Consider the following 26,037-nt stretch of genomic DNA (forward strand, 5'->3'; position numbering starts at 1 on the left):
CCATGAGCACGATCACGCTACCGACCGCCTCCGGCGCTCTTGAAAACTTCACGTTCTCCGGCGCTTCCATTACCGCCGACAAGGGCGAATGGAACCGCTCCGTCTTCGCCGCCGCCCATGTCGTCGTCGATCCGCTCGCCGACAACAACCCCTGGTCGGACTGCAATGTCGACTGGGACAGGACGCTCGCCTTCCGCCATCATCTCTGGTCGCTCGGTTTTGGCGTGGCGGAGGCCATGGACACCGCCCAGCGCGGCATGGGCATGGACTGGCCAACCTCGCTGGAACTGATCCGGCGTTCGGTGAAAGAGGCAATGGCTGGCGGTCACTCGATCGCCTGCGGCGCGGGTACCGACCACCTCGACCCGGCAGATGCCAAGACTATTGATGACGTGATCGCGGCCTATGAAATGCAGTGCGAGGCCGTCGAGGCCACCGGCGGCCAGGTCATCCTCATGGCCTCGCGCGCGCTGTGCAAGGTGGCGAAAAGCGCCGACGACTATGCCCATGTCTATGGCCATATCCTGCAAGGCCTGAAACAGCCGGCCATCCTGCACTGGCTCGGCGAGATGTTCGATCCGGCGCTTGAAGGCTACTGGGCCAGCACGGACCACATGGTGGCGATGGATACCTGCCTGAAGGTGATCGCCGAAAATGCCGACAAGGTCGACGGCATCAAGATCTCGTTGCTTTCGGCGGAAAAGGAAATAGCCATGCGCCGCCGTCTGCCGGAAGGCGTGAAGATGTATACCGGCGACGATTTCAACTATCCCGAACTGATTGCCGGCGACGACCAGGGCTACAGCCACGCGCTTCTCGGCATTTTCGATCCGATCGCGCCTGTCGCCGCTACCGGTCTAGCGGCCCTTGCCAAGGGCGACATGCAGCGCTGGGGCGCCGTGATGGAGCCGACCGTTCCGCTTTCGCGCCATATCTTCAAGGCGCCGACGCGCTACTACAAGACCGGCGTCGTGTTCCTGGCCTATCTGATGGGCCATCAGGATCATTTCACCATGCTCGGCGGCCAGCAGAGTGCCCGTTCCGCACAGCATCTGGCTGATGTGGTCCGGCTTGCAGACAAGGCCGGGCTTATCGCCGATGCCGACATGGCGGGGACCCGCGCGGCCCGCGTGATGGCGACGCATGGCATCGGGGTCTGAGCGCATGGAAACGATCACCCCCGAACGGCTTTCGCTGAACACCGCCACCACGCGCCCGCAATGGACGCTCGACAAGGCGATTGACGGGGCGGCCCGTCACGGCTTCGGCGGGGTTTCGCCCTGGCGGGACCAGTTGCAGGCGCTTGGAGCGGAAAAGGCCGCGCGCCAGTTGCGTGAGGCAGGGCTCGGCGTCTCCGGGCTTTGCCGCGGCGGCTGGTACACCGCAGAAGGCGCGCTCACGGATGCCGTTATCGACGACAACCGTCGCGCCGTTGATGAAGCGGCGACAATAGGTGCCGCCTGCCTCGTCATGGTGGTCGGCGGACTTGCCCCCCGAAGCCGCGATCTTGCAAGCGCGCGCGCCATGATCGAGGAAGGTCTCGGCAAGACGCTGGAATACGCCCGCGCCGTCGGCGTCAAGATCGCCATAGAACCGCTCCACCCGATGTATGCCGCCGACCGCGCCGCCGTGAACACGATGGCCCAGGCGCTCGATATCTGTGACCGCCTCGGCGACGGCATCGGCGTTGCCGCCGACGTCTACCACATCTGGTGGGATCCGGCAGTCAAGGAACAGATCAAACGCGCCGGCCGCGATCGGCTGATGGCCTTTCATCTCTGCGACTGGCTGGTGCCGACCACCGACATGCTCAACGACCGCGGCATGATGGGCGACGGCGTGATCGACATTCCCGACCTCAGGCAGGCTGTGGAGGCCGAAGGCTTTGCGGGCCTCAACGAGGTCGAGATCTTCTCGGCGGACAACTGGTGGAAACGCGACCCGGACGAGGTGCTGGAGGTAATCATCACGCGCGCTGCCAGCAGCTGCTGAGCATGATCCATGCCTGCCCGCGCAGGCAGGAGGCCGCACGCCGCAACTCGGGAAAGAGGAGTTTCCCCGGCGGCAGACCCGGCCAGAAAACTGCGCATTCGCCGCGCCCGGCGACATACCGGGCGCGCTCAACCGACCATCCGGTCGTCAAGGGAGGAGACTATGAATACCAACTTCTTGAAGCTGGCCGCGTCCGCGGCCGCATTCGCCGTCATTGCCGCAGGCAGCGCCACCGCTCAGACCTGGCAACCCGACCGCCCGATCAACATCATCGTGCCATGGTCGGCCGGCGGCTCGACCGACCAGGTGACCCGCGTCGTCGCGCCGATCCTCGAGGAAGCGCTCGGCACAGAAGTCGTTGTCGTCAACCAGCCCGGCGCCTCCGGCTCGATCGGCACCAAGGCGGCGCTGGACGCCCCGCGCGACGGCTACACCTGGACGGCAAATGCGATCGCCAACAACGCGACCTATCAGGTCTCGGGCCTTCTGGAGGAATCCGGCATCGATGACTATCGGGTCTATCTCCATGTTGCCAACGCGCCGGTGATCTCCGTCAATGCCAACGCCCCCTACAAGGATTTCGGCGAACTTCTGGAAGCGATGAAGACGGGGAATGTCACGGTCGGCACGGCCGGCGTAACATCTTCCGGCGGCATGGCGCTGGCAGCGCTTAACGATGCTTCCGGCGGCGACATGACCGCGCGCATGGTGACCTATGACGGCGGCAACCCGGCCGTGATCGCGGCGGCCTCCGGCGAGGTCGACATGACCACCCAGCTTGCCGTGGAACAGACGGAAATGATCAAGGCCGGCCGCCTGCGCCCGCTCGCCGTCATCTCCGATACGCCGCTTGAAATCGAGGGACTCGACCCGGTTCCGCCGGTCACCGACTGGCTCGACATGCATGTCGCCCCCGACTATTTCGGCGTCTTCATCCCGACCGGCGCTCCCCAGGAGGTCTACGATACCGTCGACCAGGTCTGGGAGGAGCATGTGATGAACGCCCCGGCGCTGAAGAAATATGCCAATGAACGCGGTGCCATGTTCAACCCGAGCTTTGGCGATCAGGCCCGCGAGCGCGCCATGCCGGTGGTCATCTCGGAAGCCTGCGCCCTGAAGTCGCGTGGCGAGGCCGTCAAGGACCCGTCCGAGCTCGGCATTTCCTGCGAATAAGAAAAGAACCGGCCGGCTCCAGCCGGCTGCAATTTGGCGGGGCCACAAGGCCCCGCCCTCTTCCTCCGTCGCCTGCGGTACGCGGAAGAAGCGTTGGCGGTGACGCACGATCCGCCTCGTTAATGCTCGAACACCGGAGAGTTTCATGCTGAAGCTACGTTCCGTCGACCTCACAGTGACCGCTATCCTGCTGGCGATCGGGATTGCCCAGTTTGTCGGCGGGTTTACCATGGACCGGCTGGAGGTGCGCCGCATCCACCCTGCCAGCATTCCCGGCCTTCTGCCCATGATCCTCGGTATCGCCATCACGATCGTAGCCGGACTGCAGCTCTGGGGCCTGATGCGCAGCAAGGGAAACGATGACGGCGCCCATGTTTCAGGCCTGATCGATCGCGCCGAACTGCTGAAGCTTCTCGGCCTCATCGCGATCTGCGCAGCCTATGCCCTCGTTCTCGTTGGCCGCATTCACTTCTGGGCGGCGAGCAGCCTGTTCGTCGCAAGCTTTGTCATCATCTTCGAGTTTTCATCCGGCATGTCGCGCAGGGCGCTGTTCTTGATGGTTGCCCGCGCGGTGATCATCGCGGTCGTCTTCGGCGGCGCTCTCTCATACCTCTTTGAAGATCTCTTTCTGGTGCGGTTGCCATGAACACGGTTTTCGACGCTCTATTCTCCGCCTTCGCCAACCTCTCGACGCCGATGATGCTGTTCAACGTCGTCTGGGCGACACTGCTCGGCATCTTCGTCGGCGCGCTGCCCGGCCTGACGGCGACCATGGGCGTGGCGCTTCTGACGACGCTCACCTACTCGCTCGACCGCGATGCGGCGATCCTGGTCCTGATCTGCATGTATGTCGGCGCGATCTATGGCGGCTCGCGCAGCGCCATCCTGCTCAACATTCCCGGAACGCCGGCCAGTGCCGCGACCGCGCTCGACGGTTTCCCGCTGGTGCGTCAGGGCAAGGGCGCGCTTGCCATGGCGATCGCCACGCTCGGATCCATGTTCGGCACGCTGGTCGGCATCGTCATGCTGATTGCCATCGCTCCGCCTCTGGCGGAAGCCGCCTTCGGCTTCGGCTCCTACGAATTCTTCTGGCTGGCGCTGTTCGGCATCATCATTTCCGGCCAGTTGACCCATTCCGGCGAGCCACTGAAAGGCTATATGGCCGGGTTGATCGGACTTTCAGTCGCCATGATCGGCTCGGAAGGCATTCATTCCTATGTCCGCTTCAATTTCGATATTCAGCAGATGAATGGCGGGATAGATCTGATCCCCGCCATGGTCGGCGCCTTCGGCTTCGCCGAGGTGCTGTTTGCCATGACACTGCCGGCCGCCCAGATGGTGGAAAAGAAATCGGTGCGCGCGCCGATCCGCGAGCTCCTGACCAGCGTGTGGGGTTACAAGCGCACTGTTCTGGAGTCAGGCGTCATTGGCACGCTGGTCGGCATCATTCCAGGCGTCGGCGAGGATATCGGCGCCTGGGGCTCCTATGCCGCCGCCAAGCGCCACTCAAAGGAACGCGACCAGTTCGGCAAGGGTAGCCAGGAGGGCCTGATCGCAGCCGAAACCGGCAATTCCGCCGTGGTGCCCGGATCGCTGATCCCGACGCTGACGCTTGGCGTTCCCGGTTCCGCCTCGGCGGCGGTGCTGATCGCGGCACTCTTCCTTCACGGCGTGCGGCCCGGCCCGATGATCATGTTCGATCAGCCGGAGATGATCTACACCATCGCCGTGATGCTGATCTTTGCGACGATCGCCATGGGCGTGTTCGGCATGGCGCTGACGCCGGTTTTCGTTCGCGTGCTGAAAGTGCCGCGCACCATCTTGATGCCGCTGGTCTTCTGCCTCTGCGTCATCGGCCCCTATGCGCTGACACAGCGGATCTTCGATATCTGGGTCATGTTCTTCTTCGGCGTCGTCGGCTATGTGCTGCGCCGGCTGAACTATCCGATGGCCCCGCTCGTGCTCGGCATCATCCTCGGCAGCCTGCTCGACAAGAGCCTGCGGCGCGGCCTCATCCTTTCGAACGGCGATATCACCGCCTTCTTCACCCGGCCGGTGTCGGCGGGCTTCGCAATCCTGATCGCGCTGATCATCCTGTTCTCCATCCCGCCGGTCCGTCGTCTTCTGCAGTTCAAACGCAGGGGCGGCAATGCTAACAGTCAGGAAACGTCTGACGGCAAGGAATGAGGAGAAACCCAAGTGGCGAGAAGCGGCAAGGCAACGGCAACACGGACAAGGCGCGGCGTGCGCGACGCGGAAGCCTCGCGCGCCGCTATCCTCCAGGCCGCGCTCGACGAATTCTCCTCGGTCGGCTATGACGGCGCCCGCGTCGACCGGATCGCCGCCGAGGCAGGCCTTTCGAAACCGCTGCTCTACGATTATTTCGGCGACAAGGACGAACTCTACAAGGCTGCGTTGCGCGAGGCCTATGTGCAGATCCGCGCAGGCGAGGAAAACCTGGCCCTGGACGCGCTGTCCCCGGAAGAGGCCGTCGCCGCTCTGGTGATGTTCACCATGACCCATTTCCGCACGCGGCCCTGGTTCATCACCATGCTCAACACCGAAAACCTTCGCCACGGCTCGTCCGTCAGCGCCATCGGTGACCGGCGTGAGATCCAGTCAAAACTGCTGGTCAAGCTTTCGGACGTGCTCGAGCGCGGCTGGGAGGACGGTGTTTTCCTGCGCCGGGCAAAGCCGGTGGAAGTCTATATCATGATCGCCTCGCTCTGCTATTTTCCGGTTTCCAACCGATTTACGCTCGCCGAAGTGTTCGGCTTCGATACCAGTGAGGAAGGATTGAACGCCCATGCCCGACGCGCCACCGAGGCTGTAGTCGGCTGGCTGAAGCAGAAGGGGGAGGAGACATGATACGCCTTGTCTGCTGCAATGAACTCCTGAGCCGCCAGGGTCTCGATTTTGCCGACCAGTGCCGCTTTGCCCGCGCCGTCGGCTATGAAGCGCTTGAGCTCGCCGTCGAGAGCTTTCCTGACGATCCGCGCGACATTTCCATGGCGGAGATCCGCAAGATGCGCGCCATCGCGAAGTCAGAGGGCCTCGACATAGCCGGGCTGCACTGGCTGCTCTCGTCCGCGCCGGAACTCTCGATCACCGATCCGGAAGCATCACGCCCGACGGCCGACTATCTGTTGCGCCTTTTCGACATCACGGCCGAGCTTGGCGGCAGAGTGCTGGTGCACGGCTCGCCCCGCCAGCGCCGGCCGCCCGAAGGCGAGCCCCGCGATAAGACACTGGAGCGCGTGGCGGCGTTTTTCGCGCCTGTGGCGAAGGCTGCGGCCGATCGCGACCTCTGCTACTGCATCGAGCCGCTTTCACGCGACCAGACGCCCTTCATCAACACGCTCAAAGAGGCCGCCCGTCTGGTCGGGATGGTCGGCTCCGATCACTTCAAGACCATGCTCGACTGTTCCTCTGCCGCGCTTGCCGAAGATGAGGACGTGCCATCGCTCATCGAGATGTGGATGCCGACGGGGAACATCGCCCATATCCATCTCAATGATCGCAATCGCGGCGCGCCCGGCACCGGCTCGGACGATTTTTCCGCGATCATCGCCGCCATTCTCAAAAGCGGCTATTCGGGCGATCTTTCCGTCGAGCCATTCAAGACCTGCTACAGCGCAGAAGTGACGCTCGCGATCGCCGCTGCGACCGTGGAGGCCCACCTTCAGACGCACGGGAGAAAATGATGACCGGCGCGCCGCGACTTGAAGTCGGTTCCATCTCCTTTGACATGCGGCCTGTCGTCTTTCGCCTGCCGTTCCATTTCGGAAATACCGTGGTTACCGAAACCGACCAGGCCTTCGTTTCGGTGTCGATTGCCGTCGGCGGCCAGCGGGCCGAAGGGCGCTCGGCCCAGTTGCTGGTGCCGCGCTGGTTCGACAAGCGCCCGACCCGCAGCAATGACGAGACAGTCGAGGATCTCCGGCTGTCGCTGTCGCATGCCTGCCGGCATGCCGAAACCATTGCCGGCGACACCGTAGCCGAAGCGACCACGCGGCTTCGCGCCGCCGTTGAAGCGGATATGCCCGCGACGCCGCGCCTTGCCGCTCATTTCGGCCCTGCCCTGGTCGAAATGGCGCTGATCGATGCGCTGTCGATCGCCTTCGGCCTCAACTTCGCCCAGGCCGCCCGGGCCGATCTCTTTGGCGTTGCCGCCATGGAGGCGCCGGATATCGCGCCGCAGGCCATCACCGCGGCCCTTGCGGCGATCCGGCCCCTCCCCGCGATCATGCCGCGACAGACCGTCGGCTTCGACGCGCCGCTGAGAGAGACCGAGGTGGCCGGCGATCACCCGGATGATGGCCTGCCCGTGAGCCTCGAGGCGATCATCCGCGCCACCGGCATCCGCGCCTTCAAGATCAAGCTTGCGGGCGACCCGGAGGCCGATATCGACAGACTTACCGCGATTGCAGGCCTTGTCGGGAACATGGACGGGTTGCGCGTGACGCTCGACGCCAATGAACAATATGCGCCCGACCGCTTTGCCGGTTTTCTCGATATGCTGTTTGCCGACGATGCGCTTTCGCCCTTTCGCCAGGCTATCGGCTTCATCGAACAGCCCTTCCCCCGCGAGACGGCCCTCGCCCAGGGTATCGCGCCGGACCTTTGCCGTTTTCCACTGATCATCGATGAAAGCGATGATCATGACGGAGCCTTTGCGAGCGCGCTGGAGCGCGGGTGGTCGGGAACCTCGATCAAGAGCTGCAAGGGCGTCCTGCGCGCGCTTCTCAACTTCTGCCGCGTGAAGGCGGGAAGGGCTGAGGGCCGGAACCTGTTCATTTCCGCGGAGGACCTGACCTGCCAGCCCGGCCTTTGCTGGCAACAGGACACGATGGTGGCAGCGACGCTCGGCCTTCGCGACGTCGAGCGCAACGGCCATCATTTCGCCGGCGGAATGCAGGGCTGTGACGACCTGCAGAAGGCACGGCTCCTGTCCACCCATCCGGACATCTACCTGAAGCAAGACGGCCATATCGGGCTCAGAATCGAGGACGGGACGATCGCTGTCGGCTCGTTGTTCGTGCCCGGCTTCGGCCGGTAGCCGCCCCTTGTGCCCAATATTGAGGCGTCCGAAGCGAGCCTTGCGTTTTTTGCATAGGGGCATTGCTTTTGCCCCACTGCCTCACCCCGAAGCGTCGGCGTATATAAGTATCAACAACAGCGAAGACGAAGCCAACAAAGGAGACCGGAAATGAGCATGACCCGTTCGTTCAACAACTGGCTCAAATACCGCGAGACCGTTACCGAGCTTGGCCGCATGAGCACCCGTGAACTGCACGACCTCGGCATCAATCGCGAAGATATCCGTCGCGTCGCCCGCAAGGCCGCGTTCTAAGCAATTCCTTCGGCTCGCAAAAAGCCGAAACACATGTTTTCGGAGCCGCGCCCTCCTCCTCCCAGCGCGCTTCGATTTGGACCGGCGATCCTCCTCCTCCCAATCGCTGGTCATCATGATGACGCCCACCGGATCCTCCTCCCCCGGTGGGCGTTTTCTTTTGTCTTCTCCAGCGCACCACAAACAATCAGGCCTTCCAAATCCGCGAAGTTGCGTTCGTTGAAGGCAAGCACGGCTCCTTGCCTGCGATCAGACGATCGCAAGCCTTCAGATTGTGTCATGACATTATCGCCGGTCGCTCAACGCGGAGGCTGACCGGAGGTTGCCTGGATGAACTCGACCTCGCGCTCCGGCCGGATGATGGCGGCCGTCAGGCGGTCGGTGGCATAGGCGCCGGTATCGATCGAGATCACACCGTTTGCCATTTGCGGAACCTGCACGATCGTGTGGCCATGGACGATCCATAACCCGTCTCGCCGCGGCAAATGACCGAAGTCCTGATGGCCCCAGGTGAGATTGCGCTCGGGCTGTTCATCGAGCGGCATGCGCGGATCGGCGCCGGCGTGAACCACGGACATGTTTCCGCTCGACCAGACGAGCGGCAAGCCTCTCAGCCAATCGAGCTGCTCCTGTCCGAGGCTTTCGATGACTGCATCGCGCAGGCTGAAAATGTCTTTCCGGCCATAGGCATCGCCCGCAGGACCGAAACTGGCGACGGTCTGCAGGCCGCCGTAACGCAGCCAGCGCTCGCCGCTCTTTTCGGGCTTGTCGAGAAACTCGAGAAACATCTCCTCGTGATTGCCCATCAGGCAGGCGATATCGCCGCGCTCGCGCTGACGGTCGAATAACATTTTGAGCACCTGGGCCGAATGTTCTCCCCGATCGACATAGTCACCGACATGCACCACGGGCATACCCGGGACCATAGCATCGATCTTCTCCCACAACCGGTCGAGATTGTCGGCGCAGCCGTGAATGTCACCGATCGCGACGAAAGCCTCTTCGGGCTTGGGCATGCCGCCGCGAAAACCCGGCGTCGGCCCCGGGCGCGGCGCGGATCTCGGCTTCGGCGAGGTGAACAGGCGGCGTAGAGATTTCATCGACGGAGCTAACCTCTGTTGGATGACGTCCGGGCCGGCCTGCCGCCGATCCGGCTCTCCTAACATTAGGCCCCGGAACACGGCAGTTCAACACGTCATCCGGCCCGGCCGTTCCGGTTTCCCTTTTTTGCCCGCGCTTGCGTGGGCCGCTTTTGGCCCGTAAAACCGTCGATGAATCGGATGGAAACGGGAGCCCGGCATGGTGGAGGCGACGAGAGCCGGATTGTGGACGATACCGCCAGGCGTGCCGTTTCTGCAAAGCCTTGCCCATAACATGCTCTCGGGAAGGTTGGCGCCTTCCTTCCGCTACGACCCGAAAGATCCGCTCGCCCTTGCCGATGTGAGGATATTCCTGCCAACGCGGCGAGCAGTGCGCGTGCTGCGCGGCGAGTTTTCCACCCTTCTCGGTGGCGCCGCCGCGATCCTGCCGGAAATCCGCGCGCTCGGCGAAACCGACGAGGACGAGCACTATTTCGAGGAAAGCCTGCCCGAGAGTGCGGAAAGCCTGCCGCCGATCGAACCCGTTCCGCGACTGCTGGAGCTTGCCGGCCTGATCCTGCCCTGGCGCAACCGGCTGTCGGACGAACTTGCCGGACTGCATGGCGGCTCGCCGCTCGTCGCGCCCGCAAGCCCCGCCGATGCCGTCTGGCTTGCCCGGGATCTCGCCGAACTCATCGATGCCATGGAGACGGAACGGATCGGCTGGGACAGTCTGACATCGCTTGAGCAGGAAAACTACGCCGTCTGGTGGCAACTCACCGCCGAGTTCCTGAAGATCGCGGCGCATTACTGGCCCGGCCGGCTGGACGAGCTCGGCCGCTCCTCGGCGATTGCGCGCCGCAATGCACTGCTCGCCGGCGAGGCCGAACGGATCGCCGCGTTGACGGGGGACGCGCCGGTCATCATTGCCGGCTCCACCGGCTCCGTTCCCGCCATCGCCGACCTGATCGCGGCCGTTGCCGGCCTGCCGCAGGGCGTGGTTGTCCTGCCAGGGCTCGATCGCGAGATGACAGGAGAGGACTGGCAGGCGCTGACAGCGGCAGACCCGGAACCCTCCCTGCCCGATCCCTCGATCCGCAGCCATCCGCAATACGAGATGGCGCGCCTGCTCGAGCGCCTTGCCCTGAGCCGCGATCATTTTGCCACGCTTGAGGAAGCTGACCCGTCGCGCGGCATTCGTGGTCGCGTGCTCGCGGCAGCCTTTGCGCCGGCCGAGACGACCGACCGGTGGGAGATCTGGCGGGCGACTTTCGAGGCCGGTGAGATCGACCGGGGCTTTTCCGATGTCGCGCTGCTGGAGGCGGCCAACGAACGGCAGGAGGCGCTTGCCATCTCCACGGCCTTGCGGCTGGCGCTGGAAAGGCCGGGCGAAGATGGCAGACCGGCCCGCGCGGCCCTGATCACACCCGACCGCAACCTTGCCCGCCGCGTCGCCGCCGAACTTCATCGTTTCGCAATCGATGCGGATGATTCAGCCGGTACGCCGCTTTCGGCGACCGGCCAGGGAACGCTTTTGACGCTGCTTCTGGAAGCGGCGCTGAAGCCGGGCGAGCCCGCCACGCTTGCAGCGCTTTTGAAACACCCGCTCTCGCGTTTCGGCCTCTCCGCCCGGAAAATGCGGTCCGCCGGCGCCGCCTTCGAGCTGATCGCGCTGCGCGGCGGCACCAGAGCAGCCGACCTCGGCAATCTCCAGGCCTTTGTCGCGGAGGCACTGGAGGTTCAGAAGGATGAACGCCATCCGCCGCGCTGGCGCACCGCATTGCCGAAGAGCGCAGCGGCAGATGCCCTCGACCTTGCAGAGAGGATCGATCTGGCACTCGCCTTGCTGATCGAAACCCACGTCGCGCGCGGACCCGACCAGCCTCCGCTGACGGAAGCAATTCCGCTTTCCGACTGGGCGGCGCGCACCGGCCGGGCTCTGGAAGCGGTCGCCGCGGACGAGGCGGGCGACCTTTCCGCCCTCTGGTCCGGCGAGGCTGGCGAGCGGCTTTCGACCGTGTTGTCGGAGACAATGGGATCTGAAAGCACGATCGAGGCCGACGGCCCGCAATGGATCGACATCGTCGCGGCGCTTTCCGCATCCGAAGCGGTGAAGCCGCGTTCCATGGGCAATCCGCGGGTCTTCATCTTCGGCGCGGTGGAGGCGCGCCTGCAGGATGTCGAGACCATCGTCATCGGCGGGCTGAATGAAGGCATATGGCCAACACAGGCGAAGAACAATCCTTTCCTGTCGCGTGGAATGAAGGCGGAGATTGGACTGGAGCCGCCGGAAAAGCGCGTCGGGCAACTGGCCCATGACCTGATCATGGCTGCCGGCGCGCCGCATCTGCTTTTCTCGCGCGCGCTGCGTCAAGGCTCGGCCCCGACGGTAGCCAGCCGCTGGCTGCAACGGCTCCTGGCCTTTGCCGGACCCGGCCTCGAGGCCGCGATGAGGAAACGCGGCGATGTTCTCCTGGGCTGGGCGAGCGCACTTGACGATCAGCCGCGCACGCCGATCCCGCCGCGCCCCGAACCATACCCGCCGGCAGACAGCCAGCCTAAGCGTTATTCCTTCTCCGAAATCGGCAGGTTGCGGCGCGATCCTTACGCGATCTACGCCCAGAAGGTGCTGAAGCTCGACCCACTCGCCCCCTTCAACGCGGACCCCTCGGTGAAGGAACGCGGCATTCTCTATCACGCGCTCGCCGAACGCTTCATCAAGACCGGCGCTGATCCTTCGGGCGAGGCCGGGCGGGCGGCGATGGGGGATGTTCTGGCCGGACTTCTGCTGGAGGCCGAGCTGCCGCCGCATCTGGCCCTGAGCTGGGTGCCGCGGCTTGAATCCGTGGCGGAGGAACTGCTGAAATTCGAGGCGGCCAGGCGCTTGTCGACGCCGATCGACGCAACGCTGACGGAGGCCGGCGCGGGCTTCGACATTCCTCTTGCCGAAATCAGGCTGACAGGCATTGCTGACCGGATCGACATTCTGGATGACGGAACGGCTGAGATCATAGACTACAAGACCGGCATCTCACCTTCGCTCAATCAAGCGCGCTCGCTTCTCGAACCGCAATTGCCGCTTGAAGCCGCGGCCCTTTCTGCCGGCGCCTTCAAGAACGTGCCACCGCTTGAAACGAAAAGTCTCAAATATGTTCGGCTGAGGCCCGGCCATCGTTTCGGCGTCGACTCCCTCGAAAAGGCGGAAACCAAAAAGGACCCGGCAATCACGGCGGAGGAGCTTGCAACCGACGCGCTCCGCGAGTTCACACGCTTCGTCACGGCGCTGAAGACCGGACAGCGGCCGTTTGCCTCGCGTCTCATTCCGGCAAGCGCGCGTGATTTTGGCGGCGAATACGACCATCTCGCGCGCGTCGCGGAATGGTCGACGGTCGATGACGATGGGGAGGGCGGCAATGACTGACGATCCGGACGCGAATGCCAGCCCCGAGGACTGGCTTTCCTGGACGACCGGGCGACAGAGGCTCGCCTCGGATCCGGCCCGCACGGTATGGGTCTCGGCCAATGCCGGCTCCGGCAAGACCCATGTGCTGACACAGCGCGTGGTCCGGTTGCTGCTCGCGGGCGCCAGACCGTCCGCCATTCTCTGCCTCACCTATACCAAGGCGGCGGCTTCCGAAATGTCGAATCGGGTCTTCGCCCGGCTTGCCGAATGGGCGGTGCTGCCGGAGGAAGACCTAGCCGCCGAGATCGCTGAAATCGAGGGCGCGCGACCGGACGGGCTGAAGATCGCGGTGGCGCGCCGGCTCTTCGCTCATGCGCTGGAGACGCCCGGCGGGTTGAAGATACAGACCATCCACGCCTTTTGCGAGAGCCTGCTGCATCGTTTTCCGCTGGAGGCAAATGTCGCCGGACACTTCTCCGTGCTGGACGATATCGCCGCCGCCACGCTGCTCGCCGATGCGCGCCGGCAGCTTCTGACCGCGACGGCAAGCCGGGAGGATCCGGCGTTGTCGGTCGCCTTCCAGACGGTTCTGGACATTGCCGACGACAGCGGGCTTGAGAAACTGCTTGGCGAGATCGTCGGCGCGCGCCATGCGATCCGCCCGTTTCTGGAAGAAGCGCGGCGCAAGGACGGGCTCGCGGCCAGACTGCGGGTGGTCTACGGTTTTGACGCAGACACCGACGAGGAAAGCATTGCCGGCGAAGCCTGGCCGCTTTCAGGGCTCGAAAATCTTGCGGCGCTGGTAATAATCGCGCGCGATGACGGCGGTTCGCGCGCCGCCGGCTTTGCCGATGACCTGCAAAAAGCCGTCGAGGCAGGTGATGCGGCCTCCCGCTTTGCCGCTCTCGAAAGCGCCTTCCTGACATCTGCGGGAACACCGAAGGCGGAATCCACGCTCGTCTTCAAGTCACTCAGGGTCAAGGCGCCGGAGCTTGGCGAGGCGGTTCTGGCCGCCGCTCAACAGGTCTTCGCACTTCGCGACCGGCTGAACCGGTTCCGCATCTTCGAAAAGACGCTTGCGGCGCTCATCCTCGCCGACCGGCTCGACACGCGCTACGAGGCGCTGAAACAGCGGCGCGGCAAGCTCGATTTCGAGGACCTGATCGCCCGCACCGCAGCGCTTCTGTCGCGCTCGGACGCCGGTCCATGGGTGCATTACAAGCTCGACCAGGGCATCGACCATATTCTGGTCGACGAGGCGCAGGATACCGCGCCCCTGCAATGGGACGTGGTGCGGGCGTTGAGCGAGGATTTCTTCACCGGCGAGGGCGCGCGGTCCGGGCTTCGCACAATGTTCGCCGTCGGCGACGAGAAACAGTCGATCTATTCCTTTCAGGGGGCGCGGCCCGAACGCTTTGCCGCTGAAGGAAGACTGACTGAAAAGCGGGTCGCTTCGATCGCGGCGGATTTTTCAAGGATCGGCCTGCCGCTTTCCTTCCGCTCCACCGCCTCGGTTCTTTCGGCGGTCGATTGCGTGTTCTCGATCCCTGAGAACCGCAAGGGCCTTTCGGCCGAGGGGGAGGATACGGTGCATGTCTCCAACCGCCTCGGCCATCCGGGCAATGTCGAAGCCTGGGAGATGATCGCGCCTTCGGAGGCGGAAGACGAGGAGGACTGGACCGCCCCGTTCGACGCAACGCCGGAACAGGCTCCGGCGGCCATTCTGGCGCGACGCATCGCCCACCGCATCTCGCAGACGGTCGGCCGCGAGACGATCGTGGAGAAGGATCGCGAACGTCCGGTGCGCGCCGGCGATATTCTGGTTCTGGTCAGGAAGCGCGACGCCTTTGTCAACGCGCTGACGCGCGCGCTGAAATCGCCCTACGACATTCCGGTCGCCGGCGCCGACCGGCTGAAACTCGCCGATCACATCGCGGTCAAGGACCTGATGGCGCTCGGGCGCTTCGCGGTCATACCGGAAGACGATCTCTCGCTCGCCGCCATTTTCAAGAGCCCGCTTCTGAACCTTTCCGAAGACGATCTCTTTGCTGTCGCGGCGCGGCGAAGGCCAGACGAGCATGTCTGGTCGGCGCTTCGGCGTCTCGCTGCCGCCGGTGACGAGACCTTCGCTGAAGCCGTCGCAACGCTGGAACGGATCATTAATGCGGCTCGCCGCCGCACCGCCTTCGACTTCTACGCCGACATTCTTGCGCGCGAGGGTGGCAGGCGCGCCTTCCTCGCCCGGCTCGGCAGCGAGGCAGGGGATATTCTGGACGAGTTTCTGAACGCGGCGAAGGATCACGAGGATACAGGCCTGCCGGGCCTGCAAAGCTTCCTCGACGTGATGGAAACGGGCGGCCTCGAGATCAAGCGCGAACAGGACAAGGGCCGCGACGAGGTGCGGATCATGACGGTCCATGCCTCCAAGGGGCTTGAGGCGCCGATTGTGTTCCTGGTCGACAGCGGCGGCCGGCCCTTCATCGCAAGCCATCTGTCCGGCTTCCGGATGATGGAGGCGGGGCTGCCCGTCTGGCATTCGTCAAAGAAGGAAGCTGACAGCGGCGTTCTCGCCGATATCGCGCGGCGCGAAGACGAGGCGAAGGAGGAATATCGACGCCTCCTTTATGTGGCGATGACCCGGGCCGCCGACCGGCTCTTCATCACCGGTTACCGGGGCAAGACGGAAGTGCCGGATTGCTGGCACAGGATCGTATGGTCGGCGCTTTCCGCCGATGAACAGGGCCGCTCGGAAACGATCGAGGTGTCCGGGCCCTTCGCAGAGAGCTGGCCGGGACTTCTGTGGAAAGAGAATATTCCGCCGCGCGCATTCGCAAGCAAGGCCGGGAGCGCGGAACAGGAAGAAGCGCTTCCGCCATTGCCCCAGGCGCTTTTTGAGCCGTTCCGGGAGGCCGCCCGCCCGGCACCGCCTCTCAGCCCATCCCAAGCGGGCCTTGAGGTGGAGGACCCGCCGCCGGTTACCGCCTCGCCGCTTTTCGGCAAACCCGCCGCCAATATTGCGCTGGAGAGAGGGCGGCTGGTCCACCGCCTCATGCAATTGCTGCCGGGCTTCGATGTTTCAGACCGCGAGGACGCCTGCCGCCGCTATCTTTCACGCGCCGCGCTCCAACTGCCGGAGGAAGCAGGCGACGCCATCCTGAAGAACGTGATGTCGGTGATGTCGGATCCCGAACTGGCGCCCGTATTCTCATCCGCCGCCCGGGCCGAGGTTTCGGTGACGGGAACCGTCCGGCTCAAGGCCGCCGATTTTACCGTTTCCGGCCGGCTTGACCGGCTGGCGGTCCTGGAAGAGGCGGTGCTGCTGGTTGATTTCAAGACAAACCGAAATCCGCCCGGCGCGGATGATCCGGTGCCTTTCTCCCATGCCGCGCAGATGGCGGTCTACCGGGAAATTCTCTCGCCGCTCTACCCTGAGAAAACGGTGGAATGCCTGCTGGTCTATACCGAAACGTCATCAGTGCGTCGCCTGACCTCGAGGGAACTTGAAGAGGCGCTTGCGGCACTTTCGACAAAGTGAGAGTTGCAGCCATTGATTTTTCCTCTGCCTGTGCTCACATGGAGGACAAATCTACGATAATGCGAAAGTATCCAGGAGTGTATTTCGCCTTTGCCAAGGAGTTCAATATGACGACAGTCAAGGTCAATACCGCCAATTTCAAGCAGGAAGTGCTCGACTCCGAACAGCCCGTCGTGGTTGATTTCTGGGCCGAATGGTGCGGCCCGTGCCGGATGATCGGCCCGAGCCTCGAAGAGATCGCCGATGAAATGGACGGCAAGGTCAAGATCGCCAAGGTCAATGTCGACGACAATCCCGATCTCGCGGTCAAGTACGGCGTCCGTTCCATTCCGATGCTGGCGATGTTCAAGGGCGGCGAGCTTGCCGACGTCAAGGTCGGCGCCGCGCCGAAGACGGCCCTTTCGAGCTGGATTTCCGGCGTCGTCGGCTAAGCTGACAGCAGGACCTTTCGCTATTCGAAGCCCGCGTTCGCGCGGGCTTTGCCATATTGGAAGGAAAGCGGGAACCTGGCGGCCTCCAGAACGTTCACGCATTCAGAGTGTTTTCGGCCCTTTCGGAGTTTGCCCTGATGACGAACCGTATGCCTGCCCGTCTTTCGCCTCTGTTTCTGCCCGTGTTTGCGTTGTTCTCAATGCCCGTCGCAGCCGCCGCTCAGGATTTCGAGCCCGCCCTCGGCCCGGCCGAACCCTTTTCCTTCGAAAGGCTCGCCGACGAGGCGAAGGCGATTTCGGAGAAACCGTTCGAGCCCTATCCGGTCGAGCATCCGGAACTCTTCGACGCGATCGATTACGATGCCCACTGGAAGATCATGTTCCGCAAGGACCATACGGTCGATGTCGGCGACGCCCCGGTACAGTTCTTCCATGAAGGCCGCTATTTCAAGGAACCTGTAACCATCAGCCTGGTCGAGGACGGCGAGGCGCGCGAGGTGCTCTACAGCGCCGATTATTTCACCATGCCGGAAGACAGCCCCGCCAAGGCGGTCGAGGATTTCGCCGGCTGGGCAGGTTTCCGGGTGATGCGGCCGGACATGAAGACCGACTGGATCTCCTTTCTCGGCGCGAGCTATTTCCGCACCGACGGACCGGACAGGCAGTACGGTCTCTCCGCCCGCGCGCTTGCCGTCGATACCGGTCTTGCGCGGCCGGAAGAGTTTCCGCGCTTCACGTCCTTCTATCTAGAAAAGGACGACAAGCCCGGCGACAGCATCGTCATCTACGCCCTGCTCGACAGCAAGAGCGTTTCCGGCGCCTATCGCATCGAGGCGGAAAACGAGGATGGCGAAGGTCAGGTTCTGCACATCACCAGCCGGCTTTTCTTCCGCGAGGCTGTGGAGCGGCTCGGCGTCGCGCCGTTGACCTCGATGTACTGGTATTCCGAAACCCACCGCAACATGGCCTTCGACTGGCGCCCGGAAGTTCATGACAGCGACGGGCTGGAAGTGGTCACCGGTTCGGGCGAGCAGATCTGGCGGCCGCTCAACAACCCGCCGCGCGTCGTCACATCGAGCTTCTTTGACGAGAACCCCGAAGGTTTCGGCCTGATCCAGCGCGACCGGAATTTCGACCACTATCAGGATGACGGCGTGTTCTATAATCGCCGGGCGTCGGCCTGGGTCGAACCCGAGGGCGACTGGGGCCGAGGGGCGGTGCAGCTTGTCGAACTGCCGTCGGATGATGAGATCTACGACAACATCGTCGCCTACTGGCTGCCGGAAGACCTGCCCGAGGCCGGCGACGAACGCGATTTTTCCTATACGCTGACCTGGGCGAAGACCGCGCCGCCGAATGAGCGCCTGGCCGAGACGACAGCAAGCCGGATCGGTCGCGGCGGCGTGCCTGGCCAGCCGCGCCCGGGCGATCAGGTCAAGGTCGTCGTCGATTTCTCCGGCCCGGCCGTTGAGGGCCTGACGGCCGAAGACGGCGTGGAAGCCGAAATCTCGGTCGGCGGCGCCGCCGAGGTCATCAACGCCTATGCGATGCCGATCGTCGGCACGGACGACTGGCGAATGACCTATGACCTCAAATTCGACGGAACCGCCGATACGATCGATGTACGCGCCTATCTTTCCGAGGATGGCGAGCCGCTGACGGAGACCTGGCTCGGCCAGTTCCATCCCGGCCAGTTCGCGCCGCACTAGAGCGCCGTGCATCCATTCGGATGCACAAAGGACGCTCTAGCTTATTGAATCTACGCATCGTGCTTTCCGAAAATCGATTCCGATTTTCGGGCCGATGCTATTAAGCAACTCCAGATGAAGTGGACACCGGTTCACCGCCCGGAATTGCGAAAAAACAAAGAGGTAGAGCGGTACGGCGTTTCCGTGAAAAGCTGAACCGCTCTAAGCGGCCGGGCGGCGACGGTGCAAGAAACGCCATCGCTCTGCCGCAAGAACGGCGTTATCCTCCGCCGGAAAAAAACCTGCGGGAGGCGTGAACATGGGTGAATTTCAGGGGCGGCGGATTCTCTACACGGGTGCAGCGGGCGGGCTCGGGCTTCCGGCAAGCCTTGCCCTGATGCAAGCCGGCGCCGAGGTGATCGTGCTCGACAATGATCCGGCCAAGATCGCGGCACTGAAGGCCGCGGCGGCGGCCAGGGATCTCTCGGAGAGGCTTACAGTCAGCAAGGTTGATCTCACCGACAAGACGGCGCTTGAAGAAACGCTTTCCGGACTGCTCGCCCGAGGCCCGGTCGACACGGCGATCAACAATGCCGCGATCTATCCGTCAAAGCCGTTCGAGGATTTCACCATGGATGAGCACGCGAAGATCCATGCCGTCAATGTCGAGGCGGCGCTTATGATCGTCAAGGCTCTGCTCCCGGGCATGCGCGAGGCCGGTTTCGGGCGGATCATCAATATCAGTTCGATCACGGTCTCAGGCGGCTGGGAAAACCTCACCCCCTATATCCAGTCGAAGGGCGCGCTGATCATGCTGGCGCGCGGCTGGGCGCGCGAATTCGGCAAATGGGGCATTACGGTCAACACGCTGTCGCCCGGCGCTTTCCCCACGGACGCGGAGAAGATCCATCCGGATCAGGAGGCCTATCAGCGCCGTATCATCGATAGCCAGGCGATCAAGCGCCGGGGCGCGCCGGAAGACCTTGCCGAGGCGCTGATGTTCCTGATCTCGACGCGCGCCGGCTTCATCACCGGGCAGAACCTTAATGTCGATGGCGGCTGGGTGATGCATTGACGCTGCGGCTCGCCTTTGCCGGCCCGATCGGTCTATAGAGGATCACGACAGACTTAAGGAAAGGGAACCGCATGATACCCGTCAATGACATTCAAGGACTGAAGGTTCTCATCACCGGCGCGAGTTCCGGCATCGGGGCGGCCGCCGCGCGCGCCTTTTCGCGCTCCGGTGCGGAGGTGACCATTCACTACAATAAGCGACGGGAAGAGGCCGAGAGCCTTGCCGCGGCCCTGCGCGAGGAGGGCGGCACGGCGCATGTCGTCTCCGGCGACGTGACCCGGGCGGAGGATGCTGAGGACATCGTCGCGCGGTCAGTGGCGATGATGGGCGGGCTTGACTGCCTGGTGAACAATGCCGGCGCCATCCTGCGCTCGCCGTCGGCCGATTTCGACGAGGCGATCTATGATCAGGTCTTTGACCTCAACACCCGTTCGATCCTGCGCATGGTGCGCTATTCGGGGCCTGCCCTGAAAGCGAGTGACCGCGCCTCGGTCATCAATCTCGGATCGATCGCAGGCCGCAATGGCGGCGCGCCGGGCTCCGGCCTCTATGCCGCCGCCAAGGCCGCCGTGCATTCGCTGACACGGGCTTTGGCGCGGGAAATGGCGGCGGACGGCGTGCGCGTCAACGCGATCGCGCCCGGCGTCATCGAAACGCCCTTCCATGACGAGACGCCGGAATCCGCGCTTAACGCGGCGCTGGCCGCGATCCCGCTCGCAAGGCTCGGCACGGCGGAAGACTGCGCCTGGAGCTTCGTCTTCCTCGCCTCGCCGACCATGGCCGGCTATATCACCGGCCAGATTCTCGATATCAATGGCGGCCAGTTAATGCCGTAGGCGCGCGTCCTTGTCGCCGGCGGAGACCAGCCGGTTGCGCTCCATCATCAGCCCCCAGTTCTGGGCGGAGGCAAGGTGCAGAGCGATTGCGTCCGTCCAGCCCTTCTCCGTCCACTGCTTGAGCGTGCGGGCGGGGAGGTTGCGGTAGCGCTCGTGGTCGATGACGCTGAAGCCGTCGAGCCGGTAGCGGCTCTTGTCGGGGAACTCCATGTCCACATGGCGGGCGAGCAGGATATCGGCCTCGGCAATTGCCTTGAGGAAGGCCGCGTCCTGGGCGCGGTGCTGGTGGTAGGCCTCGCAAAGTTCCAGCATCGGCGCAACCGTCTTGCTCGCCGCGCCGTCGTCGTTGAAGATCGGCGCGGCGTCGGGGTTCTCGGCAAGCGGCTTCACCCGCCCGCTCTCGCTGTCATAGGCGAGATAGCGGGTATCCTCGTCGGGCGATTGCACCAGAATGAAGGGATAGCGGCGGATATAGGCGGGCACATAGGCATGCGGCGCCCAACTGCCGTCCTTCTCCAGCATCAGGTTCTGGCCTTCCCTGAGACCGACAATGGCAACCGGGGCCGGCTGGCCGGCAGCCTCGATGAAGACGATCGGATAGTGGCGCACGGCCGGCATGAACTCGCTCACCGAAAGCGGGATCGCCGTCGCCTCGGCGGAGAATGCGTAGTCGTTCCTCGCCACCAGACCGAGGCCCTTGTGTTCTTCGAAGCGTAGCACCTGCGGTTTCTTGTAAAAAAGCGGCATGGCGTTCTGAGTGGTCATCGATCAGGTCTCCTTCATCCGACGGCCGGAACACGTCTTCTACTATTGATGCCCGCAGGCGACAATCGTCAGGTTAGGTCTCTTTCATGTTGCAGCGCTGCATGTCATAGATTCCCGTATAGATTGAGCTTTCGGTTGAAACACGACTGCGCCTCTCGCTTTCAGCGCCTGATGCGGTTGACAGCGTCGCGCGCCATTGCGAAGGTTTACAAGTTCTTAACAACGCAAGAGAGCAGGACAGGAGCGGGGACATGAAAGCATCGATGACGGCGCTGATGGGGACAGTGGCGCTTGTGGCCCTCACCGGCTGCAGCAGCGGCGGTGGTGGAGGCGGATCGGTTGCGCCGAACGCGCTCGGCTATTATGGGGATGTCGACACATGGAACGCTGCCGTGACGGGTTCCGGATCGGCATCGGCCAATATCCAGATGAATGGCGACGACACCGTTAGCGTCGAGATCACCGGCGGTCCCGACGCTGGCGAAACGGCGCTGTTCTACCCCGACGGCGAGGGTTACACCGCCGATCTTGGCGACGGCGCCGAAGCCTATATGCGGCTCGGTTATTTTGGCGTCGACGGCATCAAGGACGGGCCTGTGGTCGCCCTGATCGACGCCGACACCTGGGATGACAACGTCGTGGCGATGGCGTTTCGCTCGACCGACGGCGTGACCGCGCCCGGCGACATGCCGCTTAGCGGACGTGCGACCTATTCCGGCCAGCATCTCGGCGCGGCAGCGCTTCCGGGCGAATATCTCGACTATATCGACGGCTCGTTCAACGCCGATGTGGACTTCGGCAGCGGACAACTGGACGGCGCGATGGTCACACAGGTGGGTGACGTCACTTTCCAGGCAACGATCGCCGGCTCGGAGTTCAACTCCAATGCCAATTCGATTGCCGTCGGCAATGATTACGTGAACGTCGATCAGGCAAACTCGAACGTGAACGGAGCCTTTTACGGCAACCGCGCCGCCGGCATTGCCGGAACCTACAGGGTGAACGGCGCGCGGGCCGATGCCGGGGCGGGTATGATCGGCACCTTTGTTGGCGAACGGAACTGAGTTTTCACGCCCTTGAGAATTGCGCCGGGCCGGTTGTCGGCCGGCCTGGCGTTTTCTGTATCGCGTTTTGAGTTCCGGGGTTTTCATGCGGCATTTTCTGCCATGGATGCGTTTGAGGCTGGCAAGATCCTTTGGGGGCCTCGTCTGTCTGCTGATGGTTTTTATCGCCGGCACGGCCGTCGCGGTCGTCAATCCGTTTCCGCAGATCAAGGTGCTGATCGAGAGCGGCCAGTATGAACAGGCCATGGCGCTTTCGGCCGAGCTTTCCGATGATCCGGAACTCTCCGCGCTTTCCCAGCAATTTACCTACGCGCTGATCCTCAAGCATGAGGGGCACTTCAAGGAAGCGGCGATCCTGATGCGCGGCGTTCTCGACAAGAAGCCGGATTTTACCCGTGTGCGGCAGGAGCTTGCCCATACGCTGGCGCTGATGGGCGAGAAGAAGGCGGCGATCTATCACTTTTCGCTTCTCGCCGACAATGCGCCGAGCGAATCGCTGCGCTCCTTCTACGAGGACTTCATCGACCGGGTGAATATCGACCGACCCTGGACGCTCGGCGGCTATCTGGCGATCGCGCCGAGCACGAATATCTCCAATTCCACCGACGAGACCCTCGTTCATGTCGGCGGCATTCCGCTCGCGCCCGGCACCCGGGCGGAAAGCGGCGTCGGCCTCAATTACGGCGTCAACGGCACCTATTCCTTCGATCTCGAAGACGACCTGTCGCTCACCTTCGGCGGTTCCGTCACCGGCCTTGCCTACAAGGAAAAGGTCTACAACCAGACCCAGTTCGGCGGATTCTCGCAACTGTCCTGGCGCAATGATCCGTGGATCTTCAGCGGCGGCATGGCGGCGGAATATGTGCTGATGGGCAATGAGCCCTACCGTGTCGGCTACGGACCGGTGTTTTCGGTGCGCCGCTCCTTCGGTCCGTTCGGCGTCACGTCGGCCAATTTCTCGTTCCAGTGGCTCGATTACCACGACATGGATGCCTATGACGGCTATGAGGCCGGCATGAGCATCAATCACCGCTATGCGTTGACGCCGTCGAGCAGCATCCGCATGGGCGGCGGGTTCAATTATGTCTCCGCCGAGAAGGACTTCAATTCCTATTACGGCTACAACATCAACACCAAATATGCCCGCGAATGGTCGGGCGGAATCCTGACCGATATCGAGGTCGCCGGCACGCTGCGCGACTATGAGGGCGAGTTTCCGCTGATGACCAAATCGCGGCTTGACCGAAGGCTCGATATTGCCGTCGGCGCGACCTTCCGCACCCTTGCGATGAAGGGCTTCGCGCCGCGCCTCGAATATGCCTATTCGAAGAATTTCTCCAATGTCGAGCTCTACGAATACGACAAGAGCACGGTCTCGCTGTTCGTCACCAAGCAGTTCTGACCTCAGCAGAAGAACGGCTCCGTCGTCTTCTGCTCGGCTGTTGCGAACGCCTCTCCGACATGGCCGAGCGGCGTCGCGTCGACGTCGCTTTCGCCGCTGCCGATCAGTGCGGCGAAACGGCTGTAGACGGCCTCATATTCCCGCTGCGGCCTGTCGAGAAGCAGGGCGCCGTTGAAGGCGAGCCGTTCGCCGCTGCGGTCCAGCAGGAGCATGCCGCGATCGGTCTCCACCTCGAGCGCCTTGTCGTCGGCGCCGTTATGGTTCCAGTCGAAGGCGGCCAAAAAGTTGTCGCAGCCGTCCATGGCGATGTCGAGCATGGCCGTCACCGGAACCTTTCGGTTCTCAGGATAAGCGAGCGTCGCGCCCTGCACGGCAAAGGGGGCCGGCAGCACGGCCGAGGCGAGTGACAATCCGTTGATGCCCATGTCGAAGACGCCGAGGCTTTCCGGCTCGAAGATCCAGCTCTGATCCGGGTGCCAGCGACGCACGTCTTCCTTCCAGGTCAGCCTGACCGAACGGATATGGGCATCGGACAGCAGGTCACGCGCCGTGGCGACGCCCGGGGCAAAGCGCGAATGCCAGGCGGCAAACAGCGACAGCCCCTTTGCCGCTGCTTTTTGTCGCAGCGTCTCGATCTCCTCCAGCGTCACGGCCGGCGGCTTCTCCAGCAGCACGTGCTTGCCCGCCTCAAGCGCCTCGGCGGCAAGCGCAAAACGGGCAGCCGTCGGCACGCAGAGCGCCACGCAATCGACCGCCGGTCCCGCGTCGAAGAGGCTGGAAAGATCGGAGAAAACCGGCGTGCCGGAAGGCGCGGCGCCCTTGGTGACGATCGCGGCGAGTTCGAAATCGCCGCTTCGATCGATCGCCGGACGATGCTCGTCGCCGGCGATCTTGCCGTAACCGACGATCGCGATCCTGAATGCGCTCATGCTGTCCTCGATGCCTCGGCAGGCAGAAGGAATGACAAGCCTGCGCTTCATCGTTAACGCGCTTGCGGCCGGTTGGAAAGAGCCGGCACGACTTTCACCGGCCGATCAGGTCTTCGGGAAACTGCTCGGGCCTCAACTTGATCTCGCGATCGATCAGCGCCAGCACCCGCTCCACCGGCGGCGGCTGGACGGAGGTGACCCGCTGGATGATCGAATAGGGGCTGACATCGATGCTCTCGCGAACCGGAAGCTGGCAGATGGCCGCGCCCAGCGTGCCGTCGACATGCAGGAAATCCGCCACAGGCCGGGCAACCGGCGTCACCGCATCCGTATCGGCAATGATTGCAAGCGACAGGAGCGGCGAGGTGGTGACGAAAACATGGCGCGGCAGGGTGAAGCCGTTGGCCAGGAGATGCGCCTCGATCGACCGGCGCATCGGGGCGCCGACGGGCTGCAGCACCCAGTCATATTCGAGGCATTCGCCGATCGAGACTGTCTGTCTCCCGGCAAGCGGGTGGCCTGTCCGGGCGATCATGTTGACGGGCTCGACGCCGAGCGGGCGCATGGTCACCGACTTGGCGTCCACTTCCTCCGGCAGACGGCCGATATAGAAATCGAGATTGTGGGAGAAGAGCGCTTCGGCCAGCTTGTCGGAGGTGTCGACCAGCACCGAAAGCTCGATTTCGGGATAGTTCTCCCTGAGTTCGCGGATCACCGGCAGCACAAGCTGCATCGAAGGCCCGGTCACCGCGCCAATGCGCACCTGGCCGCGCGCGCCGTCAACGATCTGCGATATCTCCTGGTGAGCGCTGTCAAGCTGGTTCAGGATGATCAGCGCCTGGCGCGCCATCGCCTGTCCGGCCTCGCTCAACACGACGCCGCGTCCGTGGCGCTCGTAGAGCTTCGCGCCGACGGTGTGTTCGAGCTCCGACAGCAGACGCGACGCCGCCGACTGGGTCATCCCCAGCTGCGCCGCAGCCGAAGAGATCTGTCCCTTGCGGTCGAGAAGCGCGATCAGCCGCATCTGCGAGAACCGCAGGCCGCGGCGGATGAATTCGTCCTGACTTTTCTGGCGTAGGTCATGCGCCATGGGATCCATACCAATTCTGCTATATCAGAAACACGATTATTCATTTGTCCGTATCAAGGGAAATTGCAAGAATTCCCTCGTCGCAAGGCCCTTTTAACGCAGAAAAAGCGGGGTGATCACCCCTTTGACGCTGCGACAGGGCGACACGGTTTCGCCGGGAGGAAAAGGCCGAACACCGTATCACCCTCGGCAATGCGATCGATCGGCCGCAAGGGCCGAAAG

At 63.4% G+C, this 26,037-nt stretch carries 21 protein-coding genes; 17 read left to right on the plus strand and 4 right to left on the minus strand.

All coding sequences use genetic code 11. The annotated features are described in order from the left end of the window. The first annotated feature begins 2 nt into the window (after positions 1–2). The 9 genes from GGR30_RS04195 to GGR30_RS04235 all read left to right on the plus strand — a co-directional run bounded on the left by GGR30_RS04195 (position 3) and on the right by GGR30_RS04235 (position 8,518). A complete protein-coding gene (locus GGR30_RS04195) occupies positions 3–1,160 on the plus strand; it encodes a dihydrodipicolinate synthase family protein (protein ID WP_183482888.1) in 1,158 nt (385 codons plus the stop codon). Positions 1,161–1,164: 4 nt separating this feature from the next. Continuing rightward, positions 1,165–1,992 carry a sugar phosphate isomerase/epimerase family protein gene (locus GGR30_RS04200; protein ID WP_183482890.1) on the plus strand — a complete coding sequence of 276 codons (828 nt, stop codon included), beginning with the start codon at positions 1,165–1,167 and terminating at the stop codon, positions 1,990–1,992. 162 nt (positions 1,993–2,154) lie between these two features. Further along, complete coding sequence (locus tag GGR30_RS04205) at positions 2,155–3,165, plus strand: Bug family tripartite tricarboxylate transporter substrate binding protein (protein WP_183482892.1); 1,011 nt, start codon at positions 2,155–2,157, stop codon at positions 3,163–3,165. A 145-nt stretch (positions 3,166–3,310) separates the two neighbouring features. Beyond that, on the plus strand, positions 3,311–3,811 hold the full coding sequence (locus GGR30_RS04210; RefSeq protein WP_183482894.1) for a tripartite tricarboxylate transporter TctB family protein: 501 nt from the start codon (positions 3,311–3,313) through the stop codon (positions 3,809–3,811). Further along, positions 3,808–5,352, plus strand: a complete 1,545-nt coding sequence (locus tag GGR30_RS04215) for a tripartite tricarboxylate transporter permease (RefSeq protein ID WP_183482896.1) — start codon at positions 3,808–3,810, stop codon at positions 5,350–5,352. Before GGR30_RS04210 ends, GGR30_RS04215 begins: the two co-directional genes overlap by 4 nt. Positions 5,353–5,364: 12 nt before the next feature. After that, a complete protein-coding gene (locus GGR30_RS23325) occupies positions 5,365–6,033 on the plus strand; it encodes a TetR family transcriptional regulator (RefSeq protein WP_183482898.1) in 669 nt (222 codons plus the stop codon). Further along, the gene (locus tag GGR30_RS04225; RefSeq protein WP_183482900.1) at positions 6,030–6,869 is read left to right on the plus strand and encodes a sugar phosphate isomerase/epimerase family protein; all 840 of its coding nucleotides are present in this window, start codon (positions 6,030–6,032) and stop codon (positions 6,867–6,869) included. The genes GGR30_RS23325 and GGR30_RS04225 overlap by 4 nt, the downstream gene beginning before the upstream one ends. Continuing rightward, on the plus strand, positions 6,869–8,224 hold the full coding sequence (locus GGR30_RS04230; protein WP_183482902.1) for an enolase C-terminal domain-like protein: 1,356 nt from the start codon (positions 6,869–6,871) through the stop codon (positions 8,222–8,224). The genes GGR30_RS04225 and GGR30_RS04230 overlap by 1 nt, the downstream gene beginning before the upstream one ends. A gap of 150 nt (positions 8,225–8,374) precedes the next feature. Next, positions 8,375–8,518 carry a DUF1127 domain-containing protein gene (locus GGR30_RS04235; protein WP_138747659.1) on the plus strand — a complete coding sequence of 48 codons (144 nt, stop codon included), beginning with the start codon at positions 8,375–8,377 and terminating at the stop codon, positions 8,516–8,518. A gap of 299 nt (positions 8,519–8,817) precedes the next feature. Here GGR30_RS04235 and GGR30_RS04240 read toward each other — a convergent pair whose 3' ends face one another. Next, positions 8,818–9,618, minus strand: coding sequence for a metallophosphoesterase family protein (locus GGR30_RS04240; RefSeq protein ID WP_210287935.1), 801 nt, complete (start codon positions 9,616–9,618; stop codon positions 8,818–8,820). 199 nt (positions 9,619–9,817) lie between these two features. Here GGR30_RS04240 and addB point away from each other — a divergent pair, with 199 nt between their 5' ends. The 6 genes from addB (at position 9,818) to GGR30_RS04270 (ending at position 20,565) form a co-directional block, all read left to right on the plus strand. Continuing rightward, complete coding sequence (gene addB, locus GGR30_RS04245; protein WP_183482904.1) at positions 9,818–13,018, plus strand: double-strand break repair protein AddB; 3,201 nt, start codon at positions 9,818–9,820, stop codon at positions 13,016–13,018. After that, positions 13,011–16,535, plus strand: a complete 3,525-nt coding sequence (gene addA / locus GGR30_RS04250) for a double-strand break repair helicase AddA (RefSeq protein WP_183482906.1) — start codon at positions 13,011–13,013, stop codon at positions 16,533–16,535. The genes addB and addA overlap by 8 nt, the downstream gene beginning before the upstream one ends. 59 nt (positions 16,536–16,594) lie before the next feature. After that, positions 16,595–16,966: a thioredoxin gene (trxA, locus tag GGR30_RS04255; protein WP_281378101.1), complete on the plus strand. Its 372-nt coding sequence runs from the start codon at positions 16,595–16,597 to the stop codon at positions 16,964–16,966. A 137-nt stretch (positions 16,967–17,103) separates the two neighbouring features. Beyond that, on the plus strand, positions 17,104–18,675 hold the full coding sequence (locus GGR30_RS04260) for an OpgD/OpgG family glucan biosynthesis protein (RefSeq protein ID WP_210287936.1): 1,572 nt from the start codon (positions 17,104–17,106) through the stop codon (positions 18,673–18,675). A 298-nt stretch (positions 18,676–18,973) separates the two neighbouring features. Further along, positions 18,974–19,729 carry an SDR family NAD(P)-dependent oxidoreductase gene (locus GGR30_RS04265; RefSeq protein WP_183482910.1) on the plus strand — a complete coding sequence of 252 codons (756 nt, stop codon included), beginning with the start codon at positions 18,974–18,976 and terminating at the stop codon, positions 19,727–19,729. A gap of 71 nt (positions 19,730–19,800) precedes the next feature. Further along, positions 19,801–20,565 (plus strand): SDR family NAD(P)-dependent oxidoreductase, encoded by a 765-nt coding sequence (locus tag GGR30_RS04270; RefSeq protein WP_183482912.1) that lies wholly within the window; start codon positions 19,801–19,803, stop codon positions 20,563–20,565. On the opposite strand, the gene GGR30_RS04275 is transcribed toward GGR30_RS04270, so the two are convergent. Further along, positions 20,554–21,330: a SapC family protein gene (locus tag GGR30_RS04275; protein WP_183482914.1), complete on the minus strand. Its 777-nt coding sequence runs from the start codon at positions 21,328–21,330 to the stop codon at positions 20,554–20,556. The genes GGR30_RS04270 and GGR30_RS04275 overlap by 12 nt on opposite strands. 251 nt (positions 21,331–21,581) lie before the next feature. Between GGR30_RS04275 and GGR30_RS04280 the strand changes: the two genes are divergently transcribed. Then, positions 21,582–22,394 carry a Slam-dependent surface lipoprotein gene (locus GGR30_RS04280; RefSeq protein ID WP_183482916.1) on the plus strand — a complete coding sequence of 271 codons (813 nt, stop codon included), beginning with the start codon at positions 21,582–21,584 and terminating at the stop codon, positions 22,392–22,394. A gap of 154 nt (positions 22,395–22,548) precedes the next feature. Further along, on the plus strand, positions 22,549–23,796 hold the full coding sequence (locus GGR30_RS04285) for a surface lipoprotein assembly modifier (protein WP_183482918.1): 1,248 nt from the start codon (positions 22,549–22,551) through the stop codon (positions 23,794–23,796). Between the two features lie 2 nt (positions 23,797–23,798). Here GGR30_RS04285 and GGR30_RS04290 read toward each other — a convergent pair whose 3' ends face one another. Both GGR30_RS04290 and GGR30_RS04295 read right to left on the minus strand, forming a co-directional pair. Next, positions 23,799–24,725 carry a Gfo/Idh/MocA family protein gene (locus tag GGR30_RS04290; protein ID WP_183482920.1) on the minus strand — a complete coding sequence of 309 codons (927 nt, stop codon included), beginning with the start codon at positions 24,723–24,725 and terminating at the stop codon, positions 23,799–23,801. A 94-nt stretch (positions 24,726–24,819) separates the two neighbouring features. Beyond that, positions 24,820–25,815: a LysR family transcriptional regulator gene (locus tag GGR30_RS04295; protein WP_183482922.1), complete on the minus strand. Its 996-nt coding sequence runs from the start codon at positions 25,813–25,815 to the stop codon at positions 24,820–24,822. Positions 25,816–26,037 lie beyond the last annotated feature (222 nt).

It is taken from the genome of Martelella radicis (assembly GCF_014196625.1).
Lineage (GTDB): Bacteria > Pseudomonadota > Alphaproteobacteria > Rhizobiales > Rhizobiaceae > Martelella > Martelella radicis.